Genomic DNA, 24,926 nt, shown 5'->3' with positions numbered 1-24,926 from the left:
CTTTCATCCCGTAACGCAGGATTGCGGCAGCCTTTAACTGCACTCAGGATTAGCTTCGGCCGATCTTCTGCTGAAGCTCCTCTCAGCGTATCGGAGCTTCTCTCTTAAACAGGGCTTCGGCGTACTCTTATCCGTCACTCGAGATTCGTATGTATTCTACTCGAAATTATAGACAAGCAGAACCCGAATGTCAATGTTCCGTCCTGATCCGCAAAAAGTGAATGGCCGTCACTTTTAAAACGGCTGCCGCCGGAACAGCGAGAATCATGCCGGGAATGCCCGCGAGCTCTCCTCCGGCAAGAAGCGCAAGCATGATCACGACGGGGTGCATTCTGAGACTTCGCCCGACAATGAGCGGGCTCAAAATGTTTCCTTCTATAAATTGAAGAATAAAAATCGTGACGATTACGATGATCACAGCCTTGGAGGAAATCGCCAGCGAAAGGAGCAGCGCCGGCACAGCGCCGATAAACGGACCGAAATACGGGATAACATTCGTAATCCCGATGGCAAGGCCCAAAATCAGCGGGTAAGGAAGCCCGAACAGCCAAAATGAAACACCGGCTATTAACCCGAGCAAAAAACAAACGAGAAGCTGACCGCGGATGTAATCACCGAGAGAGTCGTCCACATCCCGCAGAAATTCACTCCCCCTTTTTCTCCAGGACTTCGGCGTCAAATACCAGACCGTCTTTTTCATGACGCCTATATCCTTCACCATATAGAACACGAGAAAAGGAATCGTCGCCGCGATCAGGATATAATCAAGCACGAAACGGATGCTTCTGATCGTGCTTTCAATCGTGCCGGCAAGAAACGTTTCTGTCTGCTGAATCATTTTGTCCATCCGATGGTGCATGCCGTCAGGCCAATGATCCGTGTGATTATGCAGATGCCTCAGCATGCTGTTGTAGTTTTCGGCAAGACCGGGAATGCTCTCAGACAGATCCTGCAGCTGTTCAATTAAAACAGGAACCCCTTTATAAACCCCCCAGCCGATTCCGCCGAAAAACAGGCAATAAATCAGAAGCAGGCTTAAAGTTCTAGGCATCCCTTTTCTATGAAGCCATTCAGTAATCGGAAGTAAAAGATAAGCAATAAATACTGCGATGAATATAGGAATAAAGAGAGATTTTATAACAAGCCAAATGGGAGACCATAACATATCGAGCATGCAAAAGACATACACTGTTAACAAAACGAGCAGACATACAGCCGTCCACAGTAAGAGCTGCAGCGGTTTTTGAAGCATGACGTTTCACCTCTTGCTTTATCTTTTGACAGAAAGCCGGAATTATTCTCGTTTCATAAACTCCGCCTTATGACGCAGACCTCTTGACGGGAATAATTATCAGAAATTACGAAATAATCTAAATAACATTCATAAAAGTCTGTATAACCATCGTAATGTGTTAAAGGATTTCAAAACTGTCCAGTCAATATGACTCATGTTTTTTTAAGGAGGATGGCCATGATTTCATTTCAGGATGTAAATAAGCACTACGGACATTTCCACGTGCTGAAAAACATTAATCTGCACATTAAAAAAGGGGAAGTCGTCGTTATCATCGGACCTTCAGGATCGGGAAAAAGCACGCTTCTCCGCTGCATTAATCAGCTGGAAACAGTTGATGGAGGCGCCTTAACGGTAAACGGCGTCTCCATCCGTGACAAGAAAACGGATATAAATCAGGTCCGCCGGAATATCGGCATGGTGTTTCAGCATTTTCATCTGTACCCGCACAAAACCGTTCTGCAAAATATCATGCTCGCACCGATCAAAGTGCTCAAGCAATCAAAAGAAGAAGCAAAGGAAACGGCCTTATACTATTTGAAAAAAGTCGGTATACCGGACAAAGCGGACGCTTATCCTTCACAGCTTTCCGGCGGCCAGCAGCAGCGTGTCGCCATCGCCAGGGGGCTTGCGATGAAGCCCGAAATTATGCTGTTTGATGAACCCACATCCGCGCTTGATCCGGAAATGATCGGGGAAGTGCTGGATGTCATGAAAACACTCGCAAAGGAAGGCATGACCATGGCAGTCGTCACACATGAAATGGGATTCGCAAAAGAAGTGGCGGACCGCATCGTGTTTATCGACGGCGGATCCATCTTAGAAGAAGCTGCACCGGCTGAATTTTACGAAAGCCCCCGTGAAGAGAGGGCGCGTTTATTCTTAAGCCGTATTTTAAATCACTGAAAAGAAACGGAGGAGCGCTTATGTCACGCGCAACAAAATGGTTGTCATTCGGATTGATATCACTGCTGGCCGTCTTTATGCTGGCAGCCTGCGGAGGGAAAGAAACGTCCGGGGATTCAAAAGGAACGGGAAAAGACACGTTAGCCTCTATTAAAGACAGAGACAAAATCATCTTCGGCGTCAAAACCGATACGAGGTTATTCGGGCTGAAAAACCCAAGCTCCGGTGATATTGAAGGCTTCGATATTGATATCTCAAAACAGCTCGCAAAAGATATTCTGGGGGATGAGAAGAAAGCGGAATTTAAAGAAGTGACGTCAAAAACGAGGATTCCGATGCTGCAAAACGGCGATATCGACGCCATCACCGCCACGATGACGATAACGGATGAGCGGAAAAAAGAAGTTGATTTCTCAGATGTTTATTTTGAAGCCGGGCAATCCCTGCTCGTCAAAAAAGGAAGCAGCATCAAAAGCACCGAAGACCTGGGAAAAGGCTCAAAAGTATTGGCGGTAAAAGGCTCCACTTCCTCACAGAACATCAGAGAAAAAGCGCCTGACGCCTCAGTGCTGGAATTTGAAAATTACGCCGAAGCGTTCACTGCGCTTAAAGCGGGACAGGGAGATGCGCTCACAACCGATAATGCGATTTTATACGGCATGGCCGATGAAAATAAACAATATCAGCTGACGGGCGAAACCTTTACCGATGAACCTTACGGAATCGCCGTCAAAAAAGGCCAATCCGGCCTTGTCAAAGAAATCAACGCCTCTTTGAAAAAAATGAAAGCCGACGGCAGGTACGAAAAAATCTATAAAAAATGGATAAAAGAAGAACCGGCAAAATAGGACGGACCGCGGGATGAGCATGCATGCTCATCCCCGTTTTATAAGGAGTGACATAGATGAACTTTTCAATTTTAACGGAAAACTTCGATATGTATATGGACGGTTTCCTGCACACATTGCTTGCGAGCTTCATCGCGCTGGCAGGCAGCTTTGCGCTGGGCGTTCTGATCGCAGTCATGAGAATCACGGCTTTCAAACCCCTTCAATGGATCGGCACTGCGTATGTGGAATTTATCCGTAACATCCCGCTTCTCCTCATCACATTCGTTTTTTATTTCGGACTTCCGAACGCCGGGCTGAGACTGGACGGCTTTCAGGCGGGAACGATTGCGCTTACGATTTACACGTCCGCCTTTATCGCAGAAGCCATCAGAGCCGGAATTCAGACTGTCCCCAAAGGACAGATGGAAGCGGCCAGATCGTCAGGCTTCACCTACAGTCAGGCGATGAGATATATCATTCTTCCTCAGGCCGTAAAAATCGTCATTCCCCCGCTTGGAAACCAATTTCTCAACCTTGTCAAAAACTCATCAATACTCGGAGTGGTGGCGGGACTCGATTTGATGTATCAGGCGGATCTCGTGTCCTCGAGCACTCTTGTCGTGTTTGATGTCTATATTTTCGTCGCGCTTTTTTATTTGATATTAACGATCCCGCTCAGCATCGGGGTTCACTATTTGGAAAGACGTCTCGGAAAGAGTTATTAGAGAAGGAGAGTGAATAACATGGATTTTAGCGGCGCCTATACACCTGACCATCTGCTGTTTTTATGGGACGGCTTTTTGGTCACACTTTATGTTGCGCTGATCTCCATTGTCCTGAGTTTTATGTTCGGGCTTGCCGCCGGCACTTTGCGCTATGCGAACATTCCTATCGTCTCGGGCATTATAGCGGCCATTGTGGAAACCATCCGCAACCTGCCGCTGTTATTAATCATTTTCTTTACGTTTTTTGCCCTTCCGGAAATCGGGATCAAACTGGAAATTACCGCGGCCGCCATCACGGCGCTGACGATTTTTGAATCGGCCATGCTGTCAGAAATCATCAGAAGCGGTTTGCAATCCGTTGACAAAGGACAGATTGAAGCGGCGCGTTCTTCAGGACTGACGTACACGCAGACTCTTTTTCTCGTCGTCATGCCGCAGGCGATAAGGCGTATGGTTCCTCCGATTGTGAGCCAGTTTATCTCCTTATTAAAGGATACGTCACTTGCGGTCGTCATCGCTCTGCCCGAACTGATTCATAACGCGCAGATTTTAAACGGACAAAGCGCTGACGGGGGGTATTTTTTCCCGATCTTTCTGCTGGCGGCCCTGATGTATTTCGCGGTCAATTACAGCCTGTCTCTCGCTGCCAGACGGCTGGAAGCGAGACAAACGTAAAAAGGATACTTCCGGAGAAGTATCCTTTTTTCCGCTTAAAACATTTTCATGACTCGTCTTCTCATCCGTTTCATACCTTTTTTATTCAGCATATCGGACTGAGAAGCCATACGATACATAACGGCTCCAGCTCCTAAAGCCAACAGAGAGGTCATTGTTCTGCCCATCGCGCGTATCTCCTTTCAACTTTAAAAATTGATACTGCGTTCGTCTTCAGAAAACAAATCATCAAGACTGCTTAACGTGCCGTCTTCCTCTACTTGATGTGTCGCAATTTTGCCTTTGGCCACCGTCAGCTCAATGAAGCAGCCCCAGCAATAGTATTGGTTTACACCGATTTTGCCGATATCTTTACTTTTGCAGTTCGGACATACAAGCACAGACTACACCTCTTATCCGTTCAGGACGATGCCTTCTTTCCCCGCTTCAATAAGCATATCGGCGGCGCGGCGCACTTGGCGTCTGCCAGCCAGATCTGAAAAGAAGCCGTCCGAGAGTTCATATGCTACGATTATGCCCCTGTCCAAACAAAAGTATACATCTTCCAGCAAACCGAACATTTCACCATCAGGCGATTTCACCGGCTGCATTTTAATCTGTTCAAAGGTGAAACAGCTCTTCGGCAAAGGCTGCAAATGAGCATGACCGGCAGCTACGGCTTCTTGATCCATCTCTTTTATATCACTTGCCCCTAAAAAAAGATGACGGTTGTGAAACAGGCGTTTCTGCTCCAGCACGAAACCGAGAAACCGGCCGTCCAGAGAGAAACATACATCCGATATCATCCCGAGACTGCGCCCGGTGTTTTCGTCATATACTGTTCGTCCTTCAGCTGCATGGCATGTTCTCAAAGTGTGATCAACCACCTTTTGTTGAACACGTATAGGTTTTGCCAAGAAGCCGGGCAGCATACTTTGAAATGACTTCCACAGGCGAAAACCCGGCGCATAAACATGTGCCGGGTTTTATTTACGCTTTTTCTTCCATAAAGTCAAAAGGCGTGATGCCTTCCATTCCGATGTTCGCATCATATACACTGAACGGCAGCTCTTTTTGCAGGGCGGCCAGTTCTGCATCCATCTCTTCAGTCTGCTCTGTGAGCCTGTTTTTAAGCGACGTCTGTCTGACGGTGGCATCATTGTTTTTGACGCCCCATTCAAGCGCTTCTTCTTCTCCGCAAAGAATCAGAAATTTTTTCGCTCTTGTAATGGCGGTATAAAGCAGATTTCTCCTGAGCATTCGATAGTAGCCTTTGACGACAGGCAGGACGACAATCGGGAATTCGCTCCCCTGCGACTTATGAATGGAACAGCAGTAAGCGTGGGTAAACTGGCTGAAATCCTTTTTCGTAAAGGTGATTTCGTTGCCGTCAAACGAGACGACGACCATGTCTTCTTTTTCCGTATTTTCTTTGGCATAAAAAATGGACACGATTTCGCCGATATCGCCGTTAAACACATTGTTTTCCGGCTGGTTGACAAGCTGCAATATTTTATCGCCCGTCCTGTAGACGACATCTCCGAATTTCAGCTCCCGCCTTTTTTCTTTAGGCGGATTCATGATGTCCTGAAGAAGCATGTTCAGCTCGTTAATTCCCGCTTTTCCCCTGTACATCGGGGCAAGCACTTGAATATCTCTGGAGGTATACCCCTTTTTTAACGCGTTCGAGACGACCTGATCCACGACTTCTTTAATCTGTGAAGAATTACAGCGGATAAATGAGCGGTCCTTTGTCGGCGCGGTCAGCCCCTTTGGAAGCAGCCCTTTTTTCATATCATGGGCAAGTTCCACAATGGATGATCCTTCAGCCTGACGGTAAATATCTGTCAGGCGCACGGTCGGCAGCACTTCAGAAGCCAAAAGATCTCTGAGCACCTGCCCCGGTCCTACTGAAGGAAGCTGGTCTTCATCACCGACAACAATGAGCTGAATGTGCTTAGGAAGCGCCTTAAACAAATGGCTGGCGAGCCAGATATCAAGCATACTCGCTTCGTCTATAATGATCAGTTTCCCTTCAATCGGCTGATCTTCGTTGTAGGTAAAGCCTTCAGCGCCATTCCAGCCGAGCAGCCTGTGAATCGTAACAGCCGGCAGACCCGTAGATTCGCTCATCCGTTTTGCGGCTCTTCCGGTCGGCGCGGCAAGCAGCACCGGAAACGCCTCGTCTTTTTTATAATCACCGGGGTCAAGGGATACGCCGTGCAGTTCACTGTATAATTCCACGATTCCTTTAATAACGGTCGTTTTCCCCGTTCCAGGTCCTCCGGTCAGTAAAAGCATCGGTGAAGACAGCGCTTTTTGAATGGCATCCTTTTGGCTTGGTGCGTATTGAACATTCATCCGTTCTTCCAGTTCACCGAGTGCAAGCAGAAATTCCGATTCAGGAAATTGATCGGCATACTCCGTCTGAGCGGCAATGTCGAGCACGCGTTTTGCGACGTTTTGTTCCGCGTAAAACAAGGACGGAAAATAGCAGCGCTCTCCTTCGATGACGATATCCTTACTCTCCCCGAGGGCGATGATGCCGTCAGCCGCATCCATTTCCGTGACGCGGCCGCCTTCAGCTGACTGATTCAGAAGCGTTTGCGTATTGATAATCAGCTGCTTTGTTTCTATGTACGTGTGGCCCTCTGAAAGACATGTCGATTCAATCGTATATAAGATAGCCGCTTTGATCCGCTCCGGGTGGTTTCCTGACAGACCCATTTTTCCGCCCAGCTCGTCAGCTTTCACAAAGCCGATGCCCTCAACGTCTTTTACAAGCTGATAAGGATTTTCCTGAATTTTCTCCAAGGTTTCCGTTTCGTAGGCCTGATATATTTTCATGGATAGCTGGGGCCCGAAACCGTATTGGTTCAGAGAGATCATAATCTGCTCAAGACCCTGATGCCGCTGCAGCTCTCCGGCAAGCTTATCCGCTTTCTTTTTCGACATTTTCGGCACATCGTAAAGCACCGACGCATCCGACAGAATTTTATTGAGCGCGCCGTCTCCAAGCTTTTTGACGATTTCTTCCGCCGTTTTTTTTCCGATTCCTTCAAACAGATCACTTGATAAATAGTGAATGATTCCTTCTTTTGTGGTCGGAATTTCTTTTTTAAAGTGTTCAGCCTGAAATTGCAGGCCGAACTTAGGATGCGTGGCAGTTTTTCCGTAAAATGTGTAGGTCTCATCTTCTTGCAGCAGAGGGAAGTAGCCCGTTACGGATACGACCTTGTCTTCGATCGCCTCAGACGTTTCTGCAACCTTGACTTTCAGCACTGTATACAGGTTGGTGTCATTATGATAAATGACCGTATGAATGACGCCTTTTACATACGGCTGTTCTTCGATGTTCAGCTGATCCACGAGCCTTCCCTCCTTTTGTTATGACTGGGTGATAAGCTGTTTCGCATGAAGCGCAAGCATATGATCAGGCTGTATGCCGATTGCGCCTTCCAGCATCTCAAGCGCCTTTTCACGATTTTCTTTGTACGCGTAAGCGACCCCGGCATTATAAAATGCGTCCGCGTGGCCTGGATCCTGCTCGATCACCGTCTCAAACTGCGCAAGAGCTTCATCCAGCATTTCTTCATTTGCAAGACACATTCCGAACTGGAAGCGCGCTTCCGTGTCATTTTCGTTTAATTCAACGGCACGCTGCAGATACGGCAGTGCAAGCTTCGGCCGCTCTAATTTAACGAGAACGGTCCCCAGCATATAAAACAAATCTCCGTTTTCCATTCCGGAGCGAAGCGCTTTTTCAAACATATCCTTCGCTTCGGAAAACGATTCTTTCATCACATATACGTTTCCCGCACCGTAATAAGCGGCTGCCGCCGAATTGTCCAATTCAAGCGCTCTGTTATAGAATGCAAGCGCCCGTTCGAGTTCGTTCACAGAAGAAAGCAGATTTGCGAAGTTGATGTACGGCACCGGGTCTTGGCCGTTTTCCTCAATCGCTTTCGTAAAAGCCTCTGCCGCTTTTTCAAAATCGCCCTCCTGCATGGCGTCAATCCCGATTTTATTATAATCCATTTTTAACTTCCTTTCGCTAAAAAACCCCAACATGCGAGTTGAGGTTTTTTACATGTGTTATACGTACCACAGTTTTGTTCCGTCTTTATAAACGTCATCTATCGTTCCGCCGCCGAGGCACTCTTCTCCGTCATAAAAAACGACGGCTTGTCCCGGCGTAACGGCGCGTACCTGCCCGGCAAAAATGATTTCCGCTTCATCATCACCCGTCATTTTCACCGTTACTTTGTGATCTTCCTGACGGTAGCGGAATTTCGCCGTGCATGTCATTTCGCCGCCGTCCATCAGACCCGGACGCGTCCAGCTGACATTTGTCGCCGTGATCTTATCGGAATACAGAAGCGGATTATGGAACCCTTGATCAACATACAGAATGTTTTTTTCAAGATCTTTACCGACGGCGAACCACGGCTCGCCGCTTCCGCCGATTCCAAGACCGTGGCGCTGTCCGATTGTATAATACATCAGACCGTCATGACGCCCTTTTATTTCTCCGTCCATTGTCATCATATCGCCCGGCTGAGCGGGGAGATATTGGCTGAGAAACGTTTTGAAGTTGCGTTCGCCGATAAAGCAGATTCCCGTGCTGTCTTTTTTCGCAGCTGTCGCAAGTTCTGCTTCTTTGGCAATTTCCCGCACGCGGCTTTTTTGCAGATCACCGATCGGGAACATGACTTTACTGAGCTGTTCCTGATTGAGCTGATTCAGAAAATAAGTCTGGTCCTTGTTTTCATCCAGACCGCGGAGCATGCGCACTGTACCTGCGCTTCTGTCCACGCGGGCGTAATGGCCCGTCGCAAGATAATCCGCGCCGAGTGACAGAGCATGATCCAAGAAAGCCTTAAACTTAATTTCTTTATTGCACATGACATCCGGATTGGGGGTTCTTCCGGCTTTATATTCATCAAGGAAATATTGAAATACCTTTTCCCAATATTGCTTCTCAAAATTGACGGCATAATACGGAATTCCGATCTGGTTGCAGACCCGGATGACGTCTTCATAATCTTCCGTCGCCGTGCAAAAACCGTTTTCGTCCGTATCATCCCAGTTTTTCATAAAGATTCCGATTACATCGTAGCCCTGCTCCTTCAGCAGAAGGGCCGCCACGGAAGAGTCCACGCCGCCGGACATGCCGACTACGACTCTTGTATCCTCCGGCCGTTTTTCCATTTGCATTCACTCCATTAAAAACGTAAGTCCGCCGTTTTAAGCAAGCCGTTTAACGACGGCGGCAAGCTTTTCGGCGGCTGTTTCGATTTGTTCCGCCGTATTGCCGAGGCCGAAGCTGAGGCGGATTGACGAAGTCAGCCTGCCGCTCTCACTTCCGAACATGGCCGTAAGCACATGGGACGGAAGAACGGATCCCGCTGTACAAGCAGATCCGCTGGATACGGCAATGCCTTCCATGTCAAGATTGACCAGCAGCGCTTCCACCGGCACACCGGGAAAGTAAAGGTTTAAAATATGAGGCAGGCATTTCTCGGCATCTCCGTTCACCTCCGCTGTAACGCCGGCTTCTTCCAGCGTGCTCATGATGATGTTCTTAAACTCCTTATACTTCGCTGTTTTCTCTTCCCTCTCACGGTTTGAAAGGACGACCGCTTCTTTTAAGCCGGCGATGCCCGGTACATTTTCCGTCCCCGCGCGGCGCTTTCGTTCCTGCTCTCCCCCAAGAAGAATCGGTGACAGCTTCACCTCTTGATTTACATATAAAAAGCCTGTCCCTTTAGGCCCGTTAAGCTTGTGACCGGAAACAGACAGCATGTCAATTCTGCTTTTTTTCACATCAATCGGCATATAACCGAATGCCTGGACGGCATCTGTGTGAAAATAGGCCTGATGCCCGCTTAACAGCTCTCCGATTTCGTCAATCGGCTGAATGGTTCCGACTTCGTTATTGCCATACATGACGGTAACAAGGATTGTATCATCACGGAGCGCTTCTTTCACCTGATTTGCACTGATCCGTCCTGAAGGGCCGGGCATGAGGTATGTCACCTCAAAGCCGTCTTCTTCCAGCTTTTCGCAGGCGTGCAATACAGCATGATGCTCAACAGCGGTCGTAATGATATGCTTTCCTTCATTCTTCCGGGCGGCAGCCGTTCCGAAAATGGCTAAATTATCAGCCTCCGTACCGCCGCTTGTGAAAATAATTTCCTGTTCTTTCGCACTGATTTCGCGCGCGATGTCCGCTCTCGCTTCATCGACCCATTTCCGGGATTCTCTCCCGAATGAATGAATGCTTGACGGGTTGCCGAAACTGCCGAAGAAATGGGGCTTCATTTCTTCGAGCACACGTTCATCCATGGGGGAAGTCGCGGCATGATCTAAATAAATCCGTTCCATTGTCTGTACACCTCTGGTTTAAATATAGAACATATAAGCTTCCTGCTCGCCGTCCGTGTAGCTCGCAAGGTCTTCTAACGTCGTGCTGTCCAGCACGTCTTTTACAGCGTCGCGGATGCGGATCCATAACTCCCGCTTGGCAGGCTCTTCATCCTCAAGCACTTCTACCGGGCTGATCGGCCCTTCCAGCACTCTGATAATATCTCCGGCCGTTATCTCTTCAGGCTGACCCCCGAGCACGTAACCCCCGTAAGCGCCTCTGATGCTTTTTACGAGTCCGGCGTTTCTGAGCGGTGATACAAGCTGTTCCAAGTAATGCTCAGAAAGGCTGTTTGTTTGGGCGATGCTTTTGAGCGACGTCGGACCGTCTCCGTGCTTTTTCGCCAATTCAATCATAATGGTGAGCCCGTATCTTCCCTTTGTCGATATTTTCAATATGAACACCCCAGTCAATTCTAATTGTTAATTTATACAAGTAAATGGATATGAATAATCTGTTTAGTATCTTATAGACCAACTGTTATTATAACATAACTTATCCTAATTTTCATTGAAACACGGGGCCCGCCGCAATTCGCTTTTCTAATCGTCCGTTTTCCGTTACCCTGTATATGTAAGGAGAGATGTTCATGAAACCATTGGCGTATCGGATGCGGCCTGCCAATATCGAAGACATTATCGGTCAGGAACATTTGGTCAAAGAAGATAAAATCATCGGCAGAATGGTGCGTGCGAAGCACTTATCATCCATGATCCTGTACGGACCGCCGGGCATCGGAAAAACGTCCATCGCCACAGCGATCGCAGGATCGACAAGCATCGCATTCAGGAAATTGAATGCCGTCATTCATAATAAAAAAGACATGGAGATTGTCGTACAGGAAGCGAAAATGTCAGGCCAGGTCATTTTAATCCTTGATGAAGTGCACAGACTTGATAAGGGAAAGCAGGATTTTCTGCTGCCCTATTTAGAAAACGGCATGATTATTTTAATCGGCGCGACGACCGCCAACCCTTATCATGCCATTAACCCGGCCATCAGAAGCCGGACCCAGATATTTGAGCTTGAACCGTTAACACCCGATCTGATCAAGCAGGCATTGAAAAGAGCGCTCACAGATGAACACCGGGGACTCGGTTCCTACAGCGTTTCGGTGGACGACGACGCGATGGATCATTTCGCACAAGGGTGCGGAGGAGACGTCCGCTCCGCTTTGAACGCACTGGAGCTTGCCGTGCTCTCCACAAAGGAATCAAGCGACGGCACGATCCGGATTACACGGGAAACGGCGGAAGAATGTCTGCAGAAAAAAAGCTATACCCATGATAAAAACGGCGATGCGCATTATGACGTCTTATCCGCGTTCCAAAAATCGATCCGGGGCTCGGACGCAAACGCCGCCCTTCATTATCTGGCCCGTCTGATCGAAGCCGGAGACCTTGAAAGCATATCAAGAAGGCTTCTCGTGATCGCCTATGAAGATATCGGCCTCGCAAGCCCGCAGGCAGGCCCCCGGGTGCTGAGCGCGATTCAGACCGCAGAACGGATCGGCTTTCCGGAAGCGAGAATTCCGCTGGCCAATGCGGTAATCGAATTATGCCTCTCGCCGAAATCAAACTCCGCCATTTCAGCCGTTGATGAGGCGCTCAAAGACATCAGGACGGGTAAAATCGGCGATGTGCCGAAACATTTAAAAGACGCCCACTATAAAGGGGCCCAAGAGCTCGGACGCGGGATCGGCTATCAATATCCCCACGATTTCGAGAACGGATGGGTCGAACAGCAATATTTGCCCGATCCGTTAAAAAACAAGCAATACTATAAACCGAAACAAACGGGGAAATTTGAAGCCGCCATAAAGCAAGTGTATGAAAAACTGATGAAGCAGAAAAAATAACCGGACAAGATCTTTCGTGTAAACGGCGGATTCAAATAAAAAAACAGCCTTTCCTGAAGAAGGCTGTTTTTCTTTTTACTTATCTTTAACCCGTTTAATGTCGATGTCCTTTAAGAGCTCCATGACAACATGTCCGCCCATAATCAGACCGGCCACTGACGGAACCCAGGCGTTGGAAGACGGCGGCATTTGCGCTTTGCGGATTTTCGCTTCATCATTCCCGACTTCTTTTCTGACGTCTTCACGGATGACGATCGGGCTTTCATCAGAAAAAATGACCTGTACGCCTTTTTTAATGCCCTCTTTACGAAGCCTTGTGCGGACGACTTTGGCAATCGGATCAGTATGGGTTTTTGAGATATCAGCAATCTGAAAGCGTGTCGGGTCTGTTTTATTCGCCGCTCCCATGCTTGAAATCAGCGGAACATTCCGTTTCAGACATTCTTTCATCAGATGAATTTTATAATGAATCGTATCCGACGCGTCAATGACGTAATCAAGCGGATACTCAAAGAACTGCTCATACGTCTCTTCTGTATAAAACATTTTTAAGGCGACGACGTCACAATCAGGATTAATATCAGCGATCCGCTCTTTCATCAATTCTGTTTTCGGCTGTCCCACCGTCGACAATAGCGCATGCAGCTGGCGGTTTACGTTTGTAATGTCAACATCATCTTTATCGACAAGCACGATCCGCCCCACTCCGGACCTCGCCAATGCTTCGGCTGCGAATGAACCGACTCCGCCGACGCCGAGAACGGCCACCGTGCTGTTTTTTAACGTGTCCAGCCCTTCTTTTCCAATCGCTAGCTCATTTCTGGAAAACTGATGTAACAAGAACCTCACTCCACATTCTGGTTTTATAAACTCGGCTTGTCAAAAAGCCGCTGGTTTTAGCGCACAAAAAATAAAGTCCCAATTGTGCCGTTGCAGCTTTCCTTCGTTTTGAACCCGCTCTCAGCAGGTGGGTGCCCTTTTTTAAATCTTGTAAGTCCTCTTTAGCGAATGAAAAGAGGCATGTACGCCATTTAAAAATGCGGGCTCCCAAATCAAAAAAATGTTCGGTCAAAACTAGGTGTACAACTAACACATCAGGACTTTATTTAACTTGTCAAAATCATATCACAGCAGATTTTGATTTTCAAGAAACAAACTGCCGATCTTTACTGTTTCACTTTTCTTTTGACAGAAAGGTGAAGTTCTTCAAGCTGGGCGTCGCTCACTTCGCCGGGCGCTTCCGTAAGAAGGCAGCTTGCGCTTGCCGTTTTCGGGAAAGCGATCGTATCTCTTAAGTTAGTGCGGCCTGCAAGAAGCATAACCAACCGGTCTAAGCCGAGCGCGATTCCGCCATGCGGAGGAGCGCCGTATTCAAAGGCTTCAAGAAGGTATCCGAACTCCTCCTCCGCTTCTTCTTTTGTAAAGCCGAGAAGCCCGAACATTTTTTCCTGAACGTCTTTTTCAAAAATACGGATTGAGCCTCCGCCGAGTTCATAGCCGTTTAAGACGAGGTCGTAAGCCTGCGCTTTCATATCTTCAGGCGCCGTTTCAATCAGGTCAAGATCTTCACGGACAGGCATTGTAAACGGATGGTGAGCCGCATAGAAACGGCCTTCTTCCTCGTCATGCTCCAATAACGGCCAGTCCACAACCCACAGGAAGTTGAAGAGGCTTTCGTCAATCAGGCCGCGTTCTTTGCCGAGCTTTAAGCGAAGCGCGCCGAGGGATTGAGCCACAACCTCAAACTTATCAGCGCCGAACAGGAGCAGATCGCCTTCAGAAGCATCAAGCGCTTCAGCCAGTTTTGCCTGCTTCTCTTCATCAAAGAATTTCGCAATCGGGCCTTTTACGCCGTCAGCTTCTACTTTCACCCAAGCGAGACCTTTCGCGCCGTAATTTCCGGCAAAAACGCCGAGCGCATCGACATCTTTTCTGGAATAGTCGCCGGCAGCGCCTTTGACATTGATCGCTTTTACAACGCCGCCGTTTGCCACGGCTGATGAGAACACCTTAAATTCAGTATCTCTCACTATGTCTGACACGTCCGTCAGCAGCATGCCGAAGCGGGTATCGGGTTTGTCGGAACCGTAGCTGTTCATCGCTTCTTCATATGTCATTCGCGGAAGCGGAAGCGATACTTCAACGCCTTTTGTTTCGAGCATGACTTTCGCCATCATCTCTTCCGCCAGAGCCATGATGTCCTCTTGACTCATAAAGGACATTTCAATATCAATCTGCGTAAATTCCGGCTGGCGGTCGGCACGCAAGTCTTCATCGCGGAAGCAGCGGGCCACTTGATAATACCGTTCAAAGCCCGACACCATCAGAAGCTGTTTAAAAATCTGCGGCGATTGCGGAAGGGCGTAAAATTCCCCTTCATGCACCCGGCTCGGCACTAAGTAATCACGGGCGCCTTCGGGAGAACTTTTTGTTAAAATCGGTGTTTCAATATCAAGAAATCCGTTTTCATCCAAGAAATGGCGGATGGATTTTGTGACTTGATGCCGCATTTGCAATGTTTGAAACATCGCCGGGCGGCGCAAATCCAAATAGCGGTGTTTTAACCGGACGTCTTCAGAAACCTCAGCCGCCTGGTCACTGATCGGAAACGGAGGCGTTTTCGCCGTACTGAGCACCGTCACCGCTTCAGCTTTGATTTCAATTTTACCGGTTTTCAGGTTGGGATTCACCGTGCCTTCTTCACGGGCAGAAACCGTGCCTTCGATATCAAGCACATATTCGTTTCTGATTGCTTCCGCTGCGGCAAGGGCTTCCTTCGATACGTCAGGGTTGAACACGACTTGCACAATACCCGAGCGGTCACGCAAATCAATGAAAATCAAGCCGCCGAGATCGCGCCGCTTCTGCACCCACCCTTTCAGTTTGACGGTTTCGCCAATCGCTTTTTCAGTTATCTCGCCACAATAATATGTTCTTCCAAACATAGCGTTCCTCTCCTTCACTGCTTTTGATCTGCCTTTAACACTTGTATCAGCTCGTCTAACACCACTTCACGCTGCTCTCCTGTTTCCGCATCTTTTACATTGATTTTATTTTGGGCAAGCTCATCTTCCCCTAAAATCGCAATAAAACGTGCGCCGAGACGGTCAGCCGTTTTGAATTGGCCCTTCATCTTTTTATTTTCATAATCGATTTCACTTGAGATGCCCGCTTCTCTCAGTTTGTACACGAGGGAAACGGAATAATCCTTCGCTTTTTCTCCGAGCGTCACGATGTAGCAGTCGATCCCCTGATTGACGGGAAGGTCTGTTTTCTCAGCGTCAATGGCTGCCAGCAGTCGTTCGATGCTCATCGCAAATCCGATACCCGGCGCTTCAGGTCCGCCGATCTGTTCAACAAGCCCGTCATAGCGGCCCCCGCCGGCAAGGGTTGTAATCGCTCCGAATCCTTCGGCATTGCTCATAATTTCAAAAGCGGTATGGTTATAATAATCAAGCCCTCTGACAAGGTTCGGATCTATTTCGAACGGGATGCCGAGACCGTTTAAGTATTGTTTTACTTTCTCAAAATAAGCGGCTGATTCTTCATTTAAGTAATCAAGAATGGACGGAGCCGTTTTCATCAGTTCATGCTCTCTGTCTTTCTTGCAGTCAAGAATTCTGAGCGGGTTTGTGTGCAGACGCGACTGGCAGTCTGAGCAAAATTCTCCGATGCGCGGTTCAAAATGTTTGACGAGCGCTTCCCGGTAGGATTTGCGGCTCTCCTGGTCACCAAGGCTGTTCAGCACAAGCTTGACATGTTTCAAACCGGCTTTACGGTAAATACTCATCGCAAGCGCAATGACTTCTGCATCCACGGCCGGATCTTTGGAGCCGATCGCTTCAATTCCGAATTGATAAAATTGGCGGAAACGCCCTGTCTGCGGACGTTCGTAACGGAACATCGGTCCGACATAATAAAGCTTCGTCGGCTGCACCGGGTTCGCAAATAATTTATTTTCATTGAACGCGCGGACTGCGGCGGCTGTTCCTTCCGGCCGAAGCGTCAAGCTTCTCCCTTTGCGGTCTTCAAACGTGTACATTTCTTTCTGCACGATATCTGTAGACTCACCGACGCCTCTTGCGAATAATTCCGTATGTTCGAAGATCGGCGTGCGGATTTCTTTATATTGATAAGTGCGGCACGTCTCCCTCATAATTTGTTCGACGAACTGCCATCTGTCTGATTCACCCGGCAGTATGTCCTGTGTGCCTCTTGGAATGTGATATGCCATGTTACAGGCCTCCTTAATGTCTTTCTTCAAATAAAAAAACTCCCGCTCCTACTATACATGTATAGTAGGGACGAGAGTTATACCCGTGGTGCCACCCTAGTTGGAATGCCGAAGCATCCCCGCTCTGACCTTTAACGCAGGTTCACGTCCGCTGCCTAATGACTTGCAAAAGCGTTCAGCAGGGAACCTCCGGAGTGTTGTTTCGAGAAAGATGCAGTGCGGATCCGCTTTCAGCCCGGGACGGTTCCTCTCTTTTCCATGCATTCTGACCTACTCTTCTCCATTATCGGTTCAAAATCGTTATCATGAGTTATGTACATCAATTTCTATTATAATAATGGGATTGCACTCCCCTGTCAAGTTTTATTCCGTCTGCTTTTCCTTGCGACCGCTTCTTTCGATAAGAGACCGAACTCCGTCGCCGTCTCTTCAAGAAAACCCGCCTTTTCTCTATCGCTCTGATCACTGAAGTGCAGATTTCCTTCCGCATCGTGCAGCGCGCGTCCCATTTTTGGTTGATATTTCATGATTTGCACACCTTTTCGCTGTATTTATGACTAGTATAAACAAACCATTTTATTTTTATTTAACATTCAGCAAGGAAAATACGATATTATACAAGAATGTATTTTAGTTAGTTCAGAAAGGAGGACAGCCATGAAGAAGAGAACTCTTGCTCTTATTTTATGCGGCGTCATCATCACAGCGCTTCTTCCGTCATTTCACACCGCAATCGCCGCAGAGGGAGAAGCGGTCATCGCGACAGACAAGATCAATGTCAGAGGCGGTCCCGGCCTGAGCTACGGAATAAAGGCTGAAGTAAAAAAAGGGGAAAGATACCCGATCGTTAAAGAAGAGGGAGACTGGGTACAGCTTCAGCTGAGCCCCGGTAAAACCGGATGGGTCGTTTCCTGGCTGATATCAAAAACAGCCGGGGGAGCAGACAATTCATCCGCAAAAAGCGGAACGGTCACTTCCACCGATCCTGACCTCCGCATCAGAAAAGGCCCGGGGACATCGTATGAAGTCATCGGCAAACTTCCGCAAGGCGCGCATGCATCCGTGCTGGACAAGAACAGCGGATGGGTGAACATTTCTTATCAAGGCACAACCGGGTGGGTTTCTTCCGAATACGTCACCGCGGACAGCGGCGGATCGGATACGAAAGCAACTTCGGCCCGAAGCGGGTCAAAAAGCGGGACGGTCGGCGTTTCTTCATTGAATGTCAGAAGTGCAGCGTCACATGATTCAGCGATTATGACTAAATTATCACGCGGAACAAAGGTTTCCATCTTAAGTGAAGACCACGGCTGGCTGAAAATTGAAGCAAACGGTCAAAAAGGCTGGGCAGCAAGCCACTACATCATAAAGGATTCTGACTCATCGGGCAGCGCATCCGGCTCGGGAGACGGTTCTGCGGGCTCAGGCTCCTCGAAAAAAGCGTATATTGTTTACAGCGGCACCAACTTAAGGAGCTCGGCCTCGACTTCCGCTTCTATCGTAAAAAGAGCAGATAAAGGCGCAGCCTACCCGATTGTCGGCTCAAGCGGCAAATGGTATGAAGTCCGGCTTGAAAACGGACAAACCGCATATGTGGCAGACTGGGTCGTACAAACGTCAAAAAGCGGTGAGGAAACAGGCGAAGCACCTTCTCCCAACACGTCAGGCGGCAGCGGCTCACTTAAAAACAAAACGATCGTCGTTGATCCCGGACACGGAGGAAAAGACAGCGGAACGATCGGCTACTCCGGAAAGTTTGAAAAAAACGTAACGATTAAAACCGCTAAGCTGTTAGCCGGAAAATTGAGAGCGGCCGGTGCAAACGTGTATATCACCAGACAGGATGATACATTTATCAGCCTGCAGGCCAGGGTTTCAACCTCTCATTACCGGAATGCGGATGCCTTTATCAGCATTCACTATGACAGCTATGCCGATACGTCAACGAGAGGAAGCACGGCTTATTATTACAGTCCGTCTAAGGACCGCCAGCTTGCCTCAGACGTCCATTCTGAAGTAGTGAAGCGTTCCCCTATTCCTGATCGCGGCGTTCTGTTTGGCGATTATTACGTCCTGAGGGAAAATAAACGGCCTGCCATGCTGTATGAGCTCGGCTATCTCAGTCAACCGCAAGAAGAAACAATCATACATAGCGGCTCTTATCAGGAAAAAGTGACAGACGGAATTGAAAGCGGATTGGAACATTATTTTCAATCATAAAAAAAAGCTGCCGAACGGCAGCTTTTTTATTGTTTAGAATCCATAATCAATGTAATCGGCCCGGAATTCGTCAGCTGAACATCCATCATGGCTCCGAATATTCCGGTTTCCACTTTGACTCCTTTTTCCCGAAGGAGTCCGTTCCACTTTTCATAAAGGAGCACAGCCTGCTCCGGTTTAGCCGCATTCATAAAATTCGGGCGTCTCCCTTTCTTCGTTTCGCCGTAAAGCGTAAACTGGGAAACGGATAAAATCTCCCCGCCCGTATCCAATAGCGATAAATTCATCTTACCGCTTTCATCATCAAATATCCGAAGATTCACGATTTTATCCGCCAAGTAAGCGGCATCTTCTTCTGTATCTTCATGAGTGATGCCGACAAGCGCCATAATACCGGGTCCGATCCGGCCGGCGACAGCGCCGTCAACCGTCACACTCGCTTCTGTTACACGCTGAACAACTAATTTCATAGCAAGCTCCTTTTAGTTCATTACCCGCCGGACTGAATAGATGTCTCTGATCTGCTTAATCCGCTCGACCACTTTGTGCAGGTGATTGATGTTTTGAATAAAAATCGCCATATGAATCGTAGCGACTTTATTGCGGTCGGATTTGCCGGAGACAGAGGAGATGTTGGTTTTCGTTTCATTTACGGCTTGGAGCACCTCATTTAAAAGCCCGAGACGGTCATACCCCAAAATCTCAATCTCAACGTTATATTCTTTGCGTCTTTGAACCTGTGATTCATGCTCCCATTCAACAGGGATCAGACGTTCCTGCGCTTCATTCGTTTTGACGTTCGGACAGTCGTCCCGGTGAACGGATACACCGCGCCCTTTTGTAATAAATCCGACAATATGGTCGCCCGGCACCGGGTTGCAGCATTTCGACAAGCGGACGAGAAGGTTGTCAATGCCTTTTACGCGCACACCCGCTTCCCGTTTTCTCCCTTGAGGATAATGTTTCGGCTCGGAAGTGACTTCCTGAACGATTTTTTCCTGCTCTTCCTGGTCACGCAGCTTCCGTTCTTTTTCGGTGAGCCTGTTGGCCACCTGAAGAGCGGTAATGCCGTTATATCCGACCGCCGCGTACATATCCTCTTCATTTGAGAAATTGAACTTGTCGGCAACTTTTTGAAGATTTTCGAGCGTTAAAACATCTTTCACTTCAAAATCAAGATTTTTAATTTCTTTCTCGACAAGCTCACGGCCTTTTTCGACATTTTCTTCACGGCGCTGTTTCTTAAAGAATTGGCGTATTTTGTGTTTCGCCTGGGACGTCTGCGCCAGTTTGACCCAGTCTTGGCTCGGACCGTAAGAATGCTTGGACGTCAGAATCTCGACGATGTCGCCCGTCCGGAGCTTATGGTCAAGCGTCACCATTTTTCCGTTCACTTTCGCCCCGATTGTTTTGTTTCCGATCTCTGAGTGGATCCTGTAGGAAAAATCAATCGGCACAGAGCCTGACGGCAGTTCAATGACATCGCCTTTTGGCGTAAATACGTATACCATGTCAGAAAACAGATCGATTTTCAGCGATTCCATAAATTCTTCCGCATCCGTAGACTCGTTTTGGAATTCCAGAATTTCACGGAACCAGGACAGTTTTTTCTCAAATGTCGCTTCTTCGTTTGCAGCCTTGCCTTCTTTATAAGCCCAGTGTGCGGCCACCCCGTATTCAGCGATCTCATGCATCTCAAACGTTCTGATCTGCACTTCCAGCGGATCGCCTTTAGGCCCGATTACGGTCGTATGCAGAGACTGATACATATTCGGCTTAGGCATCGCAATATAATCTTTGAATCTGCCCGGCATCGGCTTCCAGCACGTATGAATAATGCCGAGTACGGCGTAGCAGTCTTTAATGCTTCCGACAAGAATACGGACGGCGAGCAGATCATATATTTCATTGAACTGTTTATTTTGCAGCGCCATCTTGCGGTAAATGCTGTAGATGTGCTTCGGACGTCCTGAAAAGTCCGCTTTAATATTCACTTCTTCAACGCGTTTTTTCACTTCATTGACAACCTCTTCAACATAAAGTTCGCGTTCCGCGCGCTTTTTCTTCATGAGGTTGACGATTCTGTAATATTGCTGAGGATTCAAATAACGGAGAGCGGTGTCTTCCAGCTCCCATTTGATCTTAGAAATCCCGAGCCGATGGGCCAGCGGAGCGAAAATCTCCAGCGTCTCATTTGAAATTCTCCGCTGCTTTTCCTGCGGAAGATGCTTTAACGTCCGCATATTGTGAAGGCGATCCGCCAGCTTGATCAATATGACTCTGATATCCTGAGCCATAGCGACAAACATTTTTCGATGGTTTTCCGCCTGCTGCTCCTCTTGAGATTTATACTTAATTTTACCGAGCTTCGTCACGCCGTCGACAAGCATCGCCACTTCTTCAGAAAATGCTTCCTTCAGGTCGTCGAGGGTGACATCCGTGTCCTCCACCACATCATGCAGAAATCCGCCCGCAATTGTGGAAGGGTCCATTTCCAGATCGACGAGGATCCCCGCCACCTGAATCGGATGAATGATGTACGGCTCACCTGATTTGCGGTACTGTTCGCGATGCGCGTTTTGCGCATACAGGTAAGCTTTCTCAACAAACGCAATCTGCTCCTCCGGCAGATAAGTGCGCGCTTTATCTATTACTTGCTCGGCAGTCAATACTTGTTCGTTCGCCATGGAATCACCTTTTTTAAATGTAAACTGTATTAGTTTATTATCAAGAAAAAAACGAGAGATGTAAAGGGCAGAAGTTCAAAACACCTAAAGAATCTGTCAGGATGATGAAATAATAGGAAAAAAGCACCCTGACACGAGTGCTTTTTTCCATATGCGGTTAATATTTCATTAATGTTAAAATATCATAATCGTCAAGCTTGTCTCTGCCGTCAAGGTAAGAAAGCTCGATTAAGAACGCAATACCGGCTACGACGCCGCCCAGTTCTTCGACCAGCTTAATCGTTGCTTCGATCGTGCCGCCTGTTGCAAGCAAGTCATCAGTAATCAGCACACGCTGTCCCGGCAGGATCGCATCTTTATGAATCGTCAGTACGTCTTTTCCGTACTCCAAACCGTAATCGACTTTAATGACCTCACGCGGAAGTTTTCCTTCTTTCCGAACCGGCGCAAAGCCGACTCCGAGTGCGTATGCAACCGGACAGCCGATAATAAAGCCGCGCGCTTCAGGCCCGACAACTAAATCAATTTCTTTTTCTTTTGCATATTCAACAATTTGGTCAGTGGCGTAACGGTATACGTCGCCTTTGTCCATCAATGTCGTAATATCTTTAAATTGTACGCCTTCTTTCGGGTAATCGGGCACAATTGTTACGTATTTTTTAAGATCCATCTGTTCTATGTCCTCCTCGTACTTTCATAAGCCTCTGAACCTTGGTTCATCAGCTTATTCAGCCATTCCTTCAGCTCATGGGCTGCGGAATAATTGAGCTTCTGGTCTAATTCCATCAGCTGCTGTTTTACCTGATAGGTTTGCGAATCTGCCAGGTCGCGTTTTTTCGCACCGCTCACGACAGACAGCACACCATCTTCTATTTTAACAAAACCGAGATCAAAAAACACCTTTGTCATGAAATTGATTGTGTCAATTGACCATCCTCTGTGTCTCGCAAGCTCTGAACCATGCTTGCCGAAGTCAAAAGCGCCCCTTTTCAAGAGAAATGCGTAAAACCACTTGAAATCATTCCGCGATGGAAATGAGGACAGGAAATGTTCTTCATGATTGATAAAAACAAAATAAATCCGTTCCGGCTTCTTTCCGTCAAGCAAATGCTGCAGGCGATCCGCTGACGGCGGCACATCCAGAAAAACGGCATATTTTCCGTCAAGCTGGAGAGCTTCCGCCTCGGATTCCGAAGTGATCTCGGCAAGCTCGCCCGTCAGCTCTTTTTCACGGAGCTTCTGAGCGGTTTTTTCGTTAAAGCTGATGAGCACCCGTTTCTCCTTCGGCAGCGCGGTGACCGTATCTTCCCACGTCCGCTTGCCCCGGATATCAAAAAGCTGCCATTCCGGCACCGCAGCATCTTTAATCATCAGCTGGGGCTTCTTTCTGTTGTTCCATTCATTAATGGACATCTCGCCGACAATGGAAATCGTTGATCCGGGAACAACACCGGCTTCCAGCTCTCCTTTGTTAAAGCCGACGCAGTCAAGGACGGCGGAATCACTTTTCACCGTCATTTTCACGTGGTTTTTATTCGCTCCGATCAGGCGCACATCATCAAGCACGGCATTTTTCACCATCACATGCGGTTTAGGGTTAAGCATGCCGAACGGCGACAGCATATTCAATTCTGTAATGCTTTCAACGGTTATGTCTTCAACGCCGCAGACAAGATCAACCTCCTGAACGGGAATAAAATCCTCTTCCGTAAGGGTTTCTTCAGCCATTTGATTCAGCCTGTCCCTTAATTCCGCCACATCTTCAGCCTTCAGCGTCATTCCGGCCGCCATCGGATGCCCGCCGAAATGAGGAAGAATGTCTCTGCACTGTGAAAGGCTCGTAAAAAGGTTGAAGCCTCTGATGCTTCGCGCCGACCCTTTAGCGATTCCCTGCTCCTCATCTATCCCCAGCACAACAGCGGGCCGGTAAAAACGTTCAGCCAGCTTCGATGCGACAATACCGACGACGCCCGGATTCCAGCCGGCTTTTGCCACTACAATGGCAGACGGGTTTCCGCCTTGCTGCTGAACCATTTCAACAGCCTCTTCGGTCATGGTTTTCACCATTTTCTGCCGCTCTTTATTCAGCCGGTCAATTTCCGAAGCCAGTTCCTCCGCTTCAAACTGATCTTCAGTCATCAGCAGGTGTACGGCAGGATCGGCCTGTTCTATTCTTCCGACAGCATTGAGCCTCGGTGCGACCTGAAATCCGATCGTTTCCTCATCAGCTTGTCCGATATCTCCGCCGGAAAGCTTAATCAGAGCTTTGAGGCCCGGCCGATTTGTCGTCCGAAGCCTTTCAATTCCGAGTGACGCAATTAATCTGTTTTCATCATGAAGGGGCACCAGATCTGCAACCGTACCGATTGCCGCCAAGTCCAGCATAGCTTCCGGCAAAGAACCCGTAAGCGCGTGGGCAAGCTTAAACGCCACACCGACGCCGGCCAATTCTTTAAACGGATAGCCGCATCCCGGCTGCTTCGGGTGGATGATCGCAAATACGTCAGGAAGCTCGGGTCCCGGCTCATGGTGGTCGGTAATAATGACGTCTAAGCCCAGCTCTTTTGCGACTTCAGCTTCATGGACGGCGGCGATTCCCGTATCCACTGTAATGATCAGCGAAAATCCCCGCTCTTTTATGGAACGGAAAGCTTGTTCATTCGGGCCGTAGCCTTCTGTAAAACGGTCGGGAATATAAAAGTCAACGTCCGCCGACAGCTGTCTGAGTGCCGTCAGCATCACTGACGTGCTTGTAACGCCGTCTGCATCGTAATCTCCGTAAATCATAATCGGTTCCCCTTGAGAAACCGCCAGTTTTATCCGATCAACTGCTTCCCGCATTCCCTTTAATTCATACGGGTCATAAAAGTCTGCATCCTTTGTATGTAAAAACAGCCTTGCGCTTTCGGCAGTATCAAAACCTCTTTTTACAAGCAGTGATGCCACAAGAGGTGTTATGTCCAATTGTTCTGTGAGTGATTTGACTTTTTCCTGATCCGGCTGCTGGATTTCCCAGCGCATTTTTGACGCTAACATAAATTCACCCCTCAACCACCCTATTATACTAGAGCGGACTGAGGGGTTTCAAATG

Annotated in this window: 23 protein-coding genes, 1 other RNA gene and 2 other annotated features (1 of these 26 cut by a window edge); of the genes, 6 read left to right on the top strand and 18 right to left on the bottom strand. The window is 48.2% G+C overall.

All coding sequences use genetic code 11. The annotated features are described in order from the left end of the window. Positions 1-147: a binding site (T-box leader), on the bottom strand; it reaches 61 nt to the left of the window's first position. 43 nt (positions 148-190) lie between these two features. Then, the gene (locus C5I45_RS06925; protein WP_069448888.1) at positions 191-1,252 is read right to left on the bottom strand and encodes an AI-2E family transporter; all 1,062 of its coding nucleotides are present in this window, start codon (positions 1,250-1,252) and stop codon (positions 191-193) included. A 219-nt stretch (positions 1,253-1,471) separates the two neighbouring features. On the opposite strand from C5I45_RS06925, the gene C5I45_RS06920 reads away from it, so the two are divergent. From C5I45_RS06920 to C5I45_RS06905, 4 genes are read left to right on the top strand one after another with little or no spacing between them, the layout of a single operon-like run. Next, positions 1,472-2,200, top strand: a complete 729-nt coding sequence (locus C5I45_RS06920; RefSeq protein WP_003152746.1) for an amino acid ABC transporter ATP-binding protein — start codon at positions 1,472-1,474, stop codon at positions 2,198-2,200. Between the two features lie 20 nt (positions 2,201-2,220). Then, positions 2,221-3,048 (top strand): transporter substrate-binding domain-containing protein, encoded by an 828-nt coding sequence (locus tag C5I45_RS06915; RefSeq protein ID WP_003152745.1) that lies wholly within the window; start codon positions 2,221-2,223, stop codon positions 3,046-3,048. A 56-nt stretch (positions 3,049-3,104) separates the two neighbouring features. Next, a complete protein-coding gene (locus tag C5I45_RS06910) occupies positions 3,105-3,755 on the top strand; it encodes an amino acid ABC transporter permease (RefSeq protein WP_003152744.1) in 651 nt (216 codons plus the stop codon). An 18-nt stretch (positions 3,756-3,773) separates the two neighbouring features. After that, entirely contained in the window at positions 3,774-4,430 is a 657-nt protein-coding gene (locus C5I45_RS06905) for an amino acid ABC transporter permease (RefSeq protein ID WP_014305490.1), read from the top strand. Positions 4,431-4,465: 35 nt separating this feature from the next. Here the strand turns inward: C5I45_RS06905 and C5I45_RS06900 are convergent, their stop codons facing one another. The 8 genes from C5I45_RS06900 to cymR all read right to left on the bottom strand — a co-directional run bounded on the left by C5I45_RS06900 (position 4,466) and on the right by cymR (position 11,231). Continuing rightward, positions 4,466-4,597, bottom strand: coding sequence for a YrzQ family protein (locus C5I45_RS06900; protein WP_003152741.1), 132 nt, complete (start codon positions 4,595-4,597; stop codon positions 4,466-4,468). 21 nt (positions 4,598-4,618) lie between these two features. Next, the gene (locus C5I45_RS06895) at positions 4,619-4,810 is read right to left on the bottom strand and encodes a hypothetical protein (RefSeq protein ID WP_003152738.1); all 192 of its coding nucleotides are present in this window, start codon (positions 4,808-4,810) and stop codon (positions 4,619-4,621) included. A gap of 12 nt (positions 4,811-4,822) precedes the next feature. Continuing rightward, positions 4,823-5,281 carry a PRC-barrel domain-containing protein gene (locus C5I45_RS06890; RefSeq protein WP_003152735.1) on the bottom strand — a complete coding sequence of 153 codons (459 nt, stop codon included), beginning with the start codon at positions 5,279-5,281 and terminating at the stop codon, positions 4,823-4,825. Between the two features lie 118 nt (positions 5,282-5,399). Continuing rightward, positions 5,400-7,778 (bottom strand): SF1B family DNA helicase RecD2, encoded by a 2,379-nt coding sequence (gene recD2, locus C5I45_RS06885; RefSeq protein WP_025853055.1) that lies wholly within the window; start codon positions 7,776-7,778, stop codon positions 5,400-5,402. An 18-nt stretch (positions 7,779-7,796) separates the two neighbouring features. Beyond that, the gene (locus C5I45_RS06880; protein ID WP_088005508.1) at positions 7,797-8,417 is read right to left on the bottom strand and encodes a tetratricopeptide repeat protein; all 621 of its coding nucleotides are present in this window, start codon (positions 8,415-8,417) and stop codon (positions 7,797-7,799) included. Positions 8,418-8,504: 87 nt separating this feature from the next. Continuing rightward, a complete protein-coding gene (mnmA, locus tag C5I45_RS06875) occupies positions 8,505-9,620 on the bottom strand; it encodes a tRNA 2-thiouridine(34) synthase MnmA (RefSeq protein WP_032856904.1) in 1,116 nt (371 codons plus the stop codon). 36 nt (positions 9,621-9,656) lie between these two features. After that, positions 9,657-10,796 carry a cysteine desulfurase family protein gene (locus tag C5I45_RS06870; RefSeq protein ID WP_003152731.1) on the bottom strand — a complete coding sequence of 380 codons (1,140 nt, stop codon included), beginning with the start codon at positions 10,794-10,796 and terminating at the stop codon, positions 9,657-9,659. Between the two features lie 18 nt (positions 10,797-10,814). Continuing rightward, a complete protein-coding gene (gene cymR, locus C5I45_RS06865; RefSeq protein WP_003152730.1) occupies positions 10,815-11,231 on the bottom strand; it encodes a cysteine metabolism transcriptional regulator CymR in 417 nt (138 codons plus the stop codon). Between the two features lie 194 nt (positions 11,232-11,425). Between cymR and C5I45_RS06860 the strand changes: the two genes are divergently transcribed. Then, positions 11,426-12,694: a replication-associated recombination protein A gene (locus C5I45_RS06860; protein ID WP_003152729.1), complete on the top strand. Its 1,269-nt coding sequence runs from the start codon at positions 11,426-11,428 to the stop codon at positions 12,692-12,694. 75 nt (positions 12,695-12,769) lie between these two features. On the opposite strand, the gene C5I45_RS06855 is transcribed toward C5I45_RS06860, so the two are convergent. The 5 genes from C5I45_RS06855 to C5I45_RS19635 form a co-directional block, all read right to left on the bottom strand. Continuing rightward, a complete protein-coding gene (locus C5I45_RS06855) occupies positions 12,770-13,534 on the bottom strand; it encodes a tRNA threonylcarbamoyladenosine dehydratase (RefSeq protein WP_003152728.1) in 765 nt (254 codons plus the stop codon). Positions 13,535-13,605: 71 nt separating this feature from the next. After that, a non-coding RNA gene (gene ssrS, locus C5I45_RS06850) (6S RNA) lies at positions 13,606-13,798 on the bottom strand. Between the two features lie 62 nt (positions 13,799-13,860). Then, the gene (gene aspS / locus C5I45_RS06845) at positions 13,861-15,639 is read right to left on the bottom strand and encodes an aspartate--tRNA ligase (RefSeq protein ID WP_069013532.1); all 1,779 of its coding nucleotides are present in this window, start codon (positions 15,637-15,639) and stop codon (positions 13,861-13,863) included. A 14-nt stretch (positions 15,640-15,653) separates the two neighbouring features. Continuing rightward, positions 15,654-16,928, bottom strand: coding sequence for a histidine--tRNA ligase (gene hisS, locus C5I45_RS06840; RefSeq protein WP_003152726.1), 1,275 nt, complete (start codon positions 16,926-16,928; stop codon positions 15,654-15,656). 63 nt (positions 16,929-16,991) lie between these two features. Continuing rightward, positions 16,992-17,224 (bottom strand) — a binding site (T-box leader). 60 nt (positions 17,225-17,284) lie between these two features. Further along, entirely contained in the window at positions 17,285-17,455 is a 171-nt protein-coding gene (locus C5I45_RS19635) for a YrzK family protein (RefSeq protein WP_095324140.1), read from the bottom strand. Positions 17,456-17,585: 130 nt separating this feature from the next. On the opposite strand from C5I45_RS19635, the gene C5I45_RS06835 reads away from it, so the two are divergent. Then, a complete protein-coding gene (locus C5I45_RS06835; RefSeq protein WP_025853067.1) occupies positions 17,586-19,148 on the top strand; it encodes an N-acetylmuramoyl-L-alanine amidase family protein in 1,563 nt (520 codons plus the stop codon). Positions 19,149-19,174: 26 nt separating this feature from the next. Here C5I45_RS06835 and dtd read toward each other — a convergent pair whose 3' ends face one another. The 4 genes from dtd to recJ form a co-directional block, all read right to left on the bottom strand. Next, a complete protein-coding gene (gene dtd, locus C5I45_RS06830; protein ID WP_107994294.1) occupies positions 19,175-19,618 on the bottom strand; it encodes a D-aminoacyl-tRNA deacylase in 444 nt (147 codons plus the stop codon). Between the two features lie 12 nt (positions 19,619-19,630). Beyond that, positions 19,631-21,835: a GTP diphosphokinase gene (gene relA / locus C5I45_RS06825; RefSeq protein WP_003152716.1), complete on the bottom strand. Its 2,205-nt coding sequence runs from the start codon at positions 21,833-21,835 to the stop codon at positions 19,631-19,633. A 157-nt stretch (positions 21,836-21,992) separates the two neighbouring features. Next, positions 21,993-22,505: an adenine phosphoribosyltransferase gene (locus C5I45_RS06820; RefSeq protein WP_003152714.1), complete on the bottom strand. Its 513-nt coding sequence runs from the start codon at positions 22,503-22,505 to the stop codon at positions 21,993-21,995. 5 nt (positions 22,506-22,510) lie between these two features. Then, positions 22,511-24,871, bottom strand: coding sequence for a single-stranded-DNA-specific exonuclease RecJ (gene recJ / locus C5I45_RS06815; RefSeq protein ID WP_024085650.1), 2,361 nt, complete (start codon positions 24,869-24,871; stop codon positions 22,511-22,513). Between the last annotated feature and the right edge of the window lie 55 nt (positions 24,872-24,926).

Source organism: Bacillus sp. ZY-1-1 (assembly GCF_003047165.1).
Classification (GTDB): Bacteria; Bacillota; Bacilli; order Bacillales; family Bacillaceae; genus Bacillus; species Bacillus velezensis.
Note: the sequence above shows the minus strand (reverse complement) of the source record. Positions and strands in the feature narration are given on the sequence as shown.

Excerpts from the sequence above, each read along its gene's own strand:
- recJ (WP_024085650.1), bottom strand. The coding sequence starts at position 24,871 with ATGTTAGCGTCAAAAATGCGCTGGGAAATCCAGCAGCCGGATCAGGAA.
- C5I45_RS06900 (WP_003152741.1), bottom strand. The coding sequence starts at position 4,597 with ATGGGCAGAACAATGACCTCTCTGTTGGCTTTAGGAGCTGGAGCCGTT.
- C5I45_RS06920 (WP_003152746.1), top strand. The coding sequence starts at position 1,472 with ATGATTTCATTTCAGGATGTAAATAAGCACTACGGACATTTCCACGTG.
- aspS (WP_069013532.1), bottom strand. The coding sequence starts at position 15,639 with ATGTTTGGAAGAACATATTATTGTGGCGAGATAACTGAAAAAGCGATT.
- hisS (WP_003152726.1), bottom strand. The coding sequence starts at position 16,928 with ATGGCATATCACATTCCAAGAGGCACACAGGACATACTGCCGGGTGAA.
- C5I45_RS06925 (WP_069448888.1), bottom strand. The coding sequence starts at position 1,252 with ATGCTTCAAAAACCGCTGCAGCTCTTACTGTGGACGGCTGTATGTCTG.
- C5I45_RS06910 (WP_003152744.1), top strand. The coding sequence starts at position 3,105 with ATGAACTTTTCAATTTTAACGGAAAACTTCGATATGTATATGGACGGT.
- C5I45_RS06835 (WP_025853067.1), top strand. The coding sequence starts at position 17,586 with ATGAAGAAGAGAACTCTTGCTCTTATTTTATGCGGCGTCATCATCACA.
- dtd (WP_107994294.1), bottom strand. The coding sequence starts at position 19,618 with ATGAAATTAGTTGTTCAGCGTGTAACAGAAGCGAGTGTGACGGTTGAC.
- mnmA (WP_032856904.1), bottom strand. The coding sequence starts at position 9,620 with ATGGAAAAACGGCCGGAGGATACAAGAGTCGTAGTCGGCATGTCCGGC.
- C5I45_RS06820 (WP_003152714.1), bottom strand. The coding sequence starts at position 22,505 with ATGGATCTTAAAAAATACGTAACAATTGTGCCCGATTACCCGAAAGAA.
- C5I45_RS06860 (WP_003152729.1), top strand. The coding sequence starts at position 11,426 with ATGAAACCATTGGCGTATCGGATGCGGCCTGCCAATATCGAAGACATT.
- C5I45_RS06880 (WP_088005508.1), bottom strand. The coding sequence starts at position 8,417 with ATGCAGGAGGGCGATTTTGAAAAAGCGGCAGAGGCTTTTACGAAAGCG.
- relA (WP_003152716.1), bottom strand. The coding sequence starts at position 21,835 with ATGGCGAACGAACAAGTATTGACTGCCGAGCAAGTAATAGATAAAGCG.
- C5I45_RS06905 (WP_014305490.1), top strand. The coding sequence starts at position 3,774 with ATGGATTTTAGCGGCGCCTATACACCTGACCATCTGCTGTTTTTATGG.
- C5I45_RS06915 (WP_003152745.1), top strand. The coding sequence starts at position 2,221 with ATGTCACGCGCAACAAAATGGTTGTCATTCGGATTGATATCACTGCTG.
- C5I45_RS06870 (WP_003152731.1), bottom strand. The coding sequence starts at position 10,796 with ATGGAACGGATTTATTTAGATCATGCCGCGACTTCCCCCATGGATGAA.
- C5I45_RS19635 (WP_095324140.1), bottom strand. The coding sequence starts at position 17,455 with ATGAAATATCAACCAAAAATGGGACGCGCGCTGCACGATGCGGAAGGA.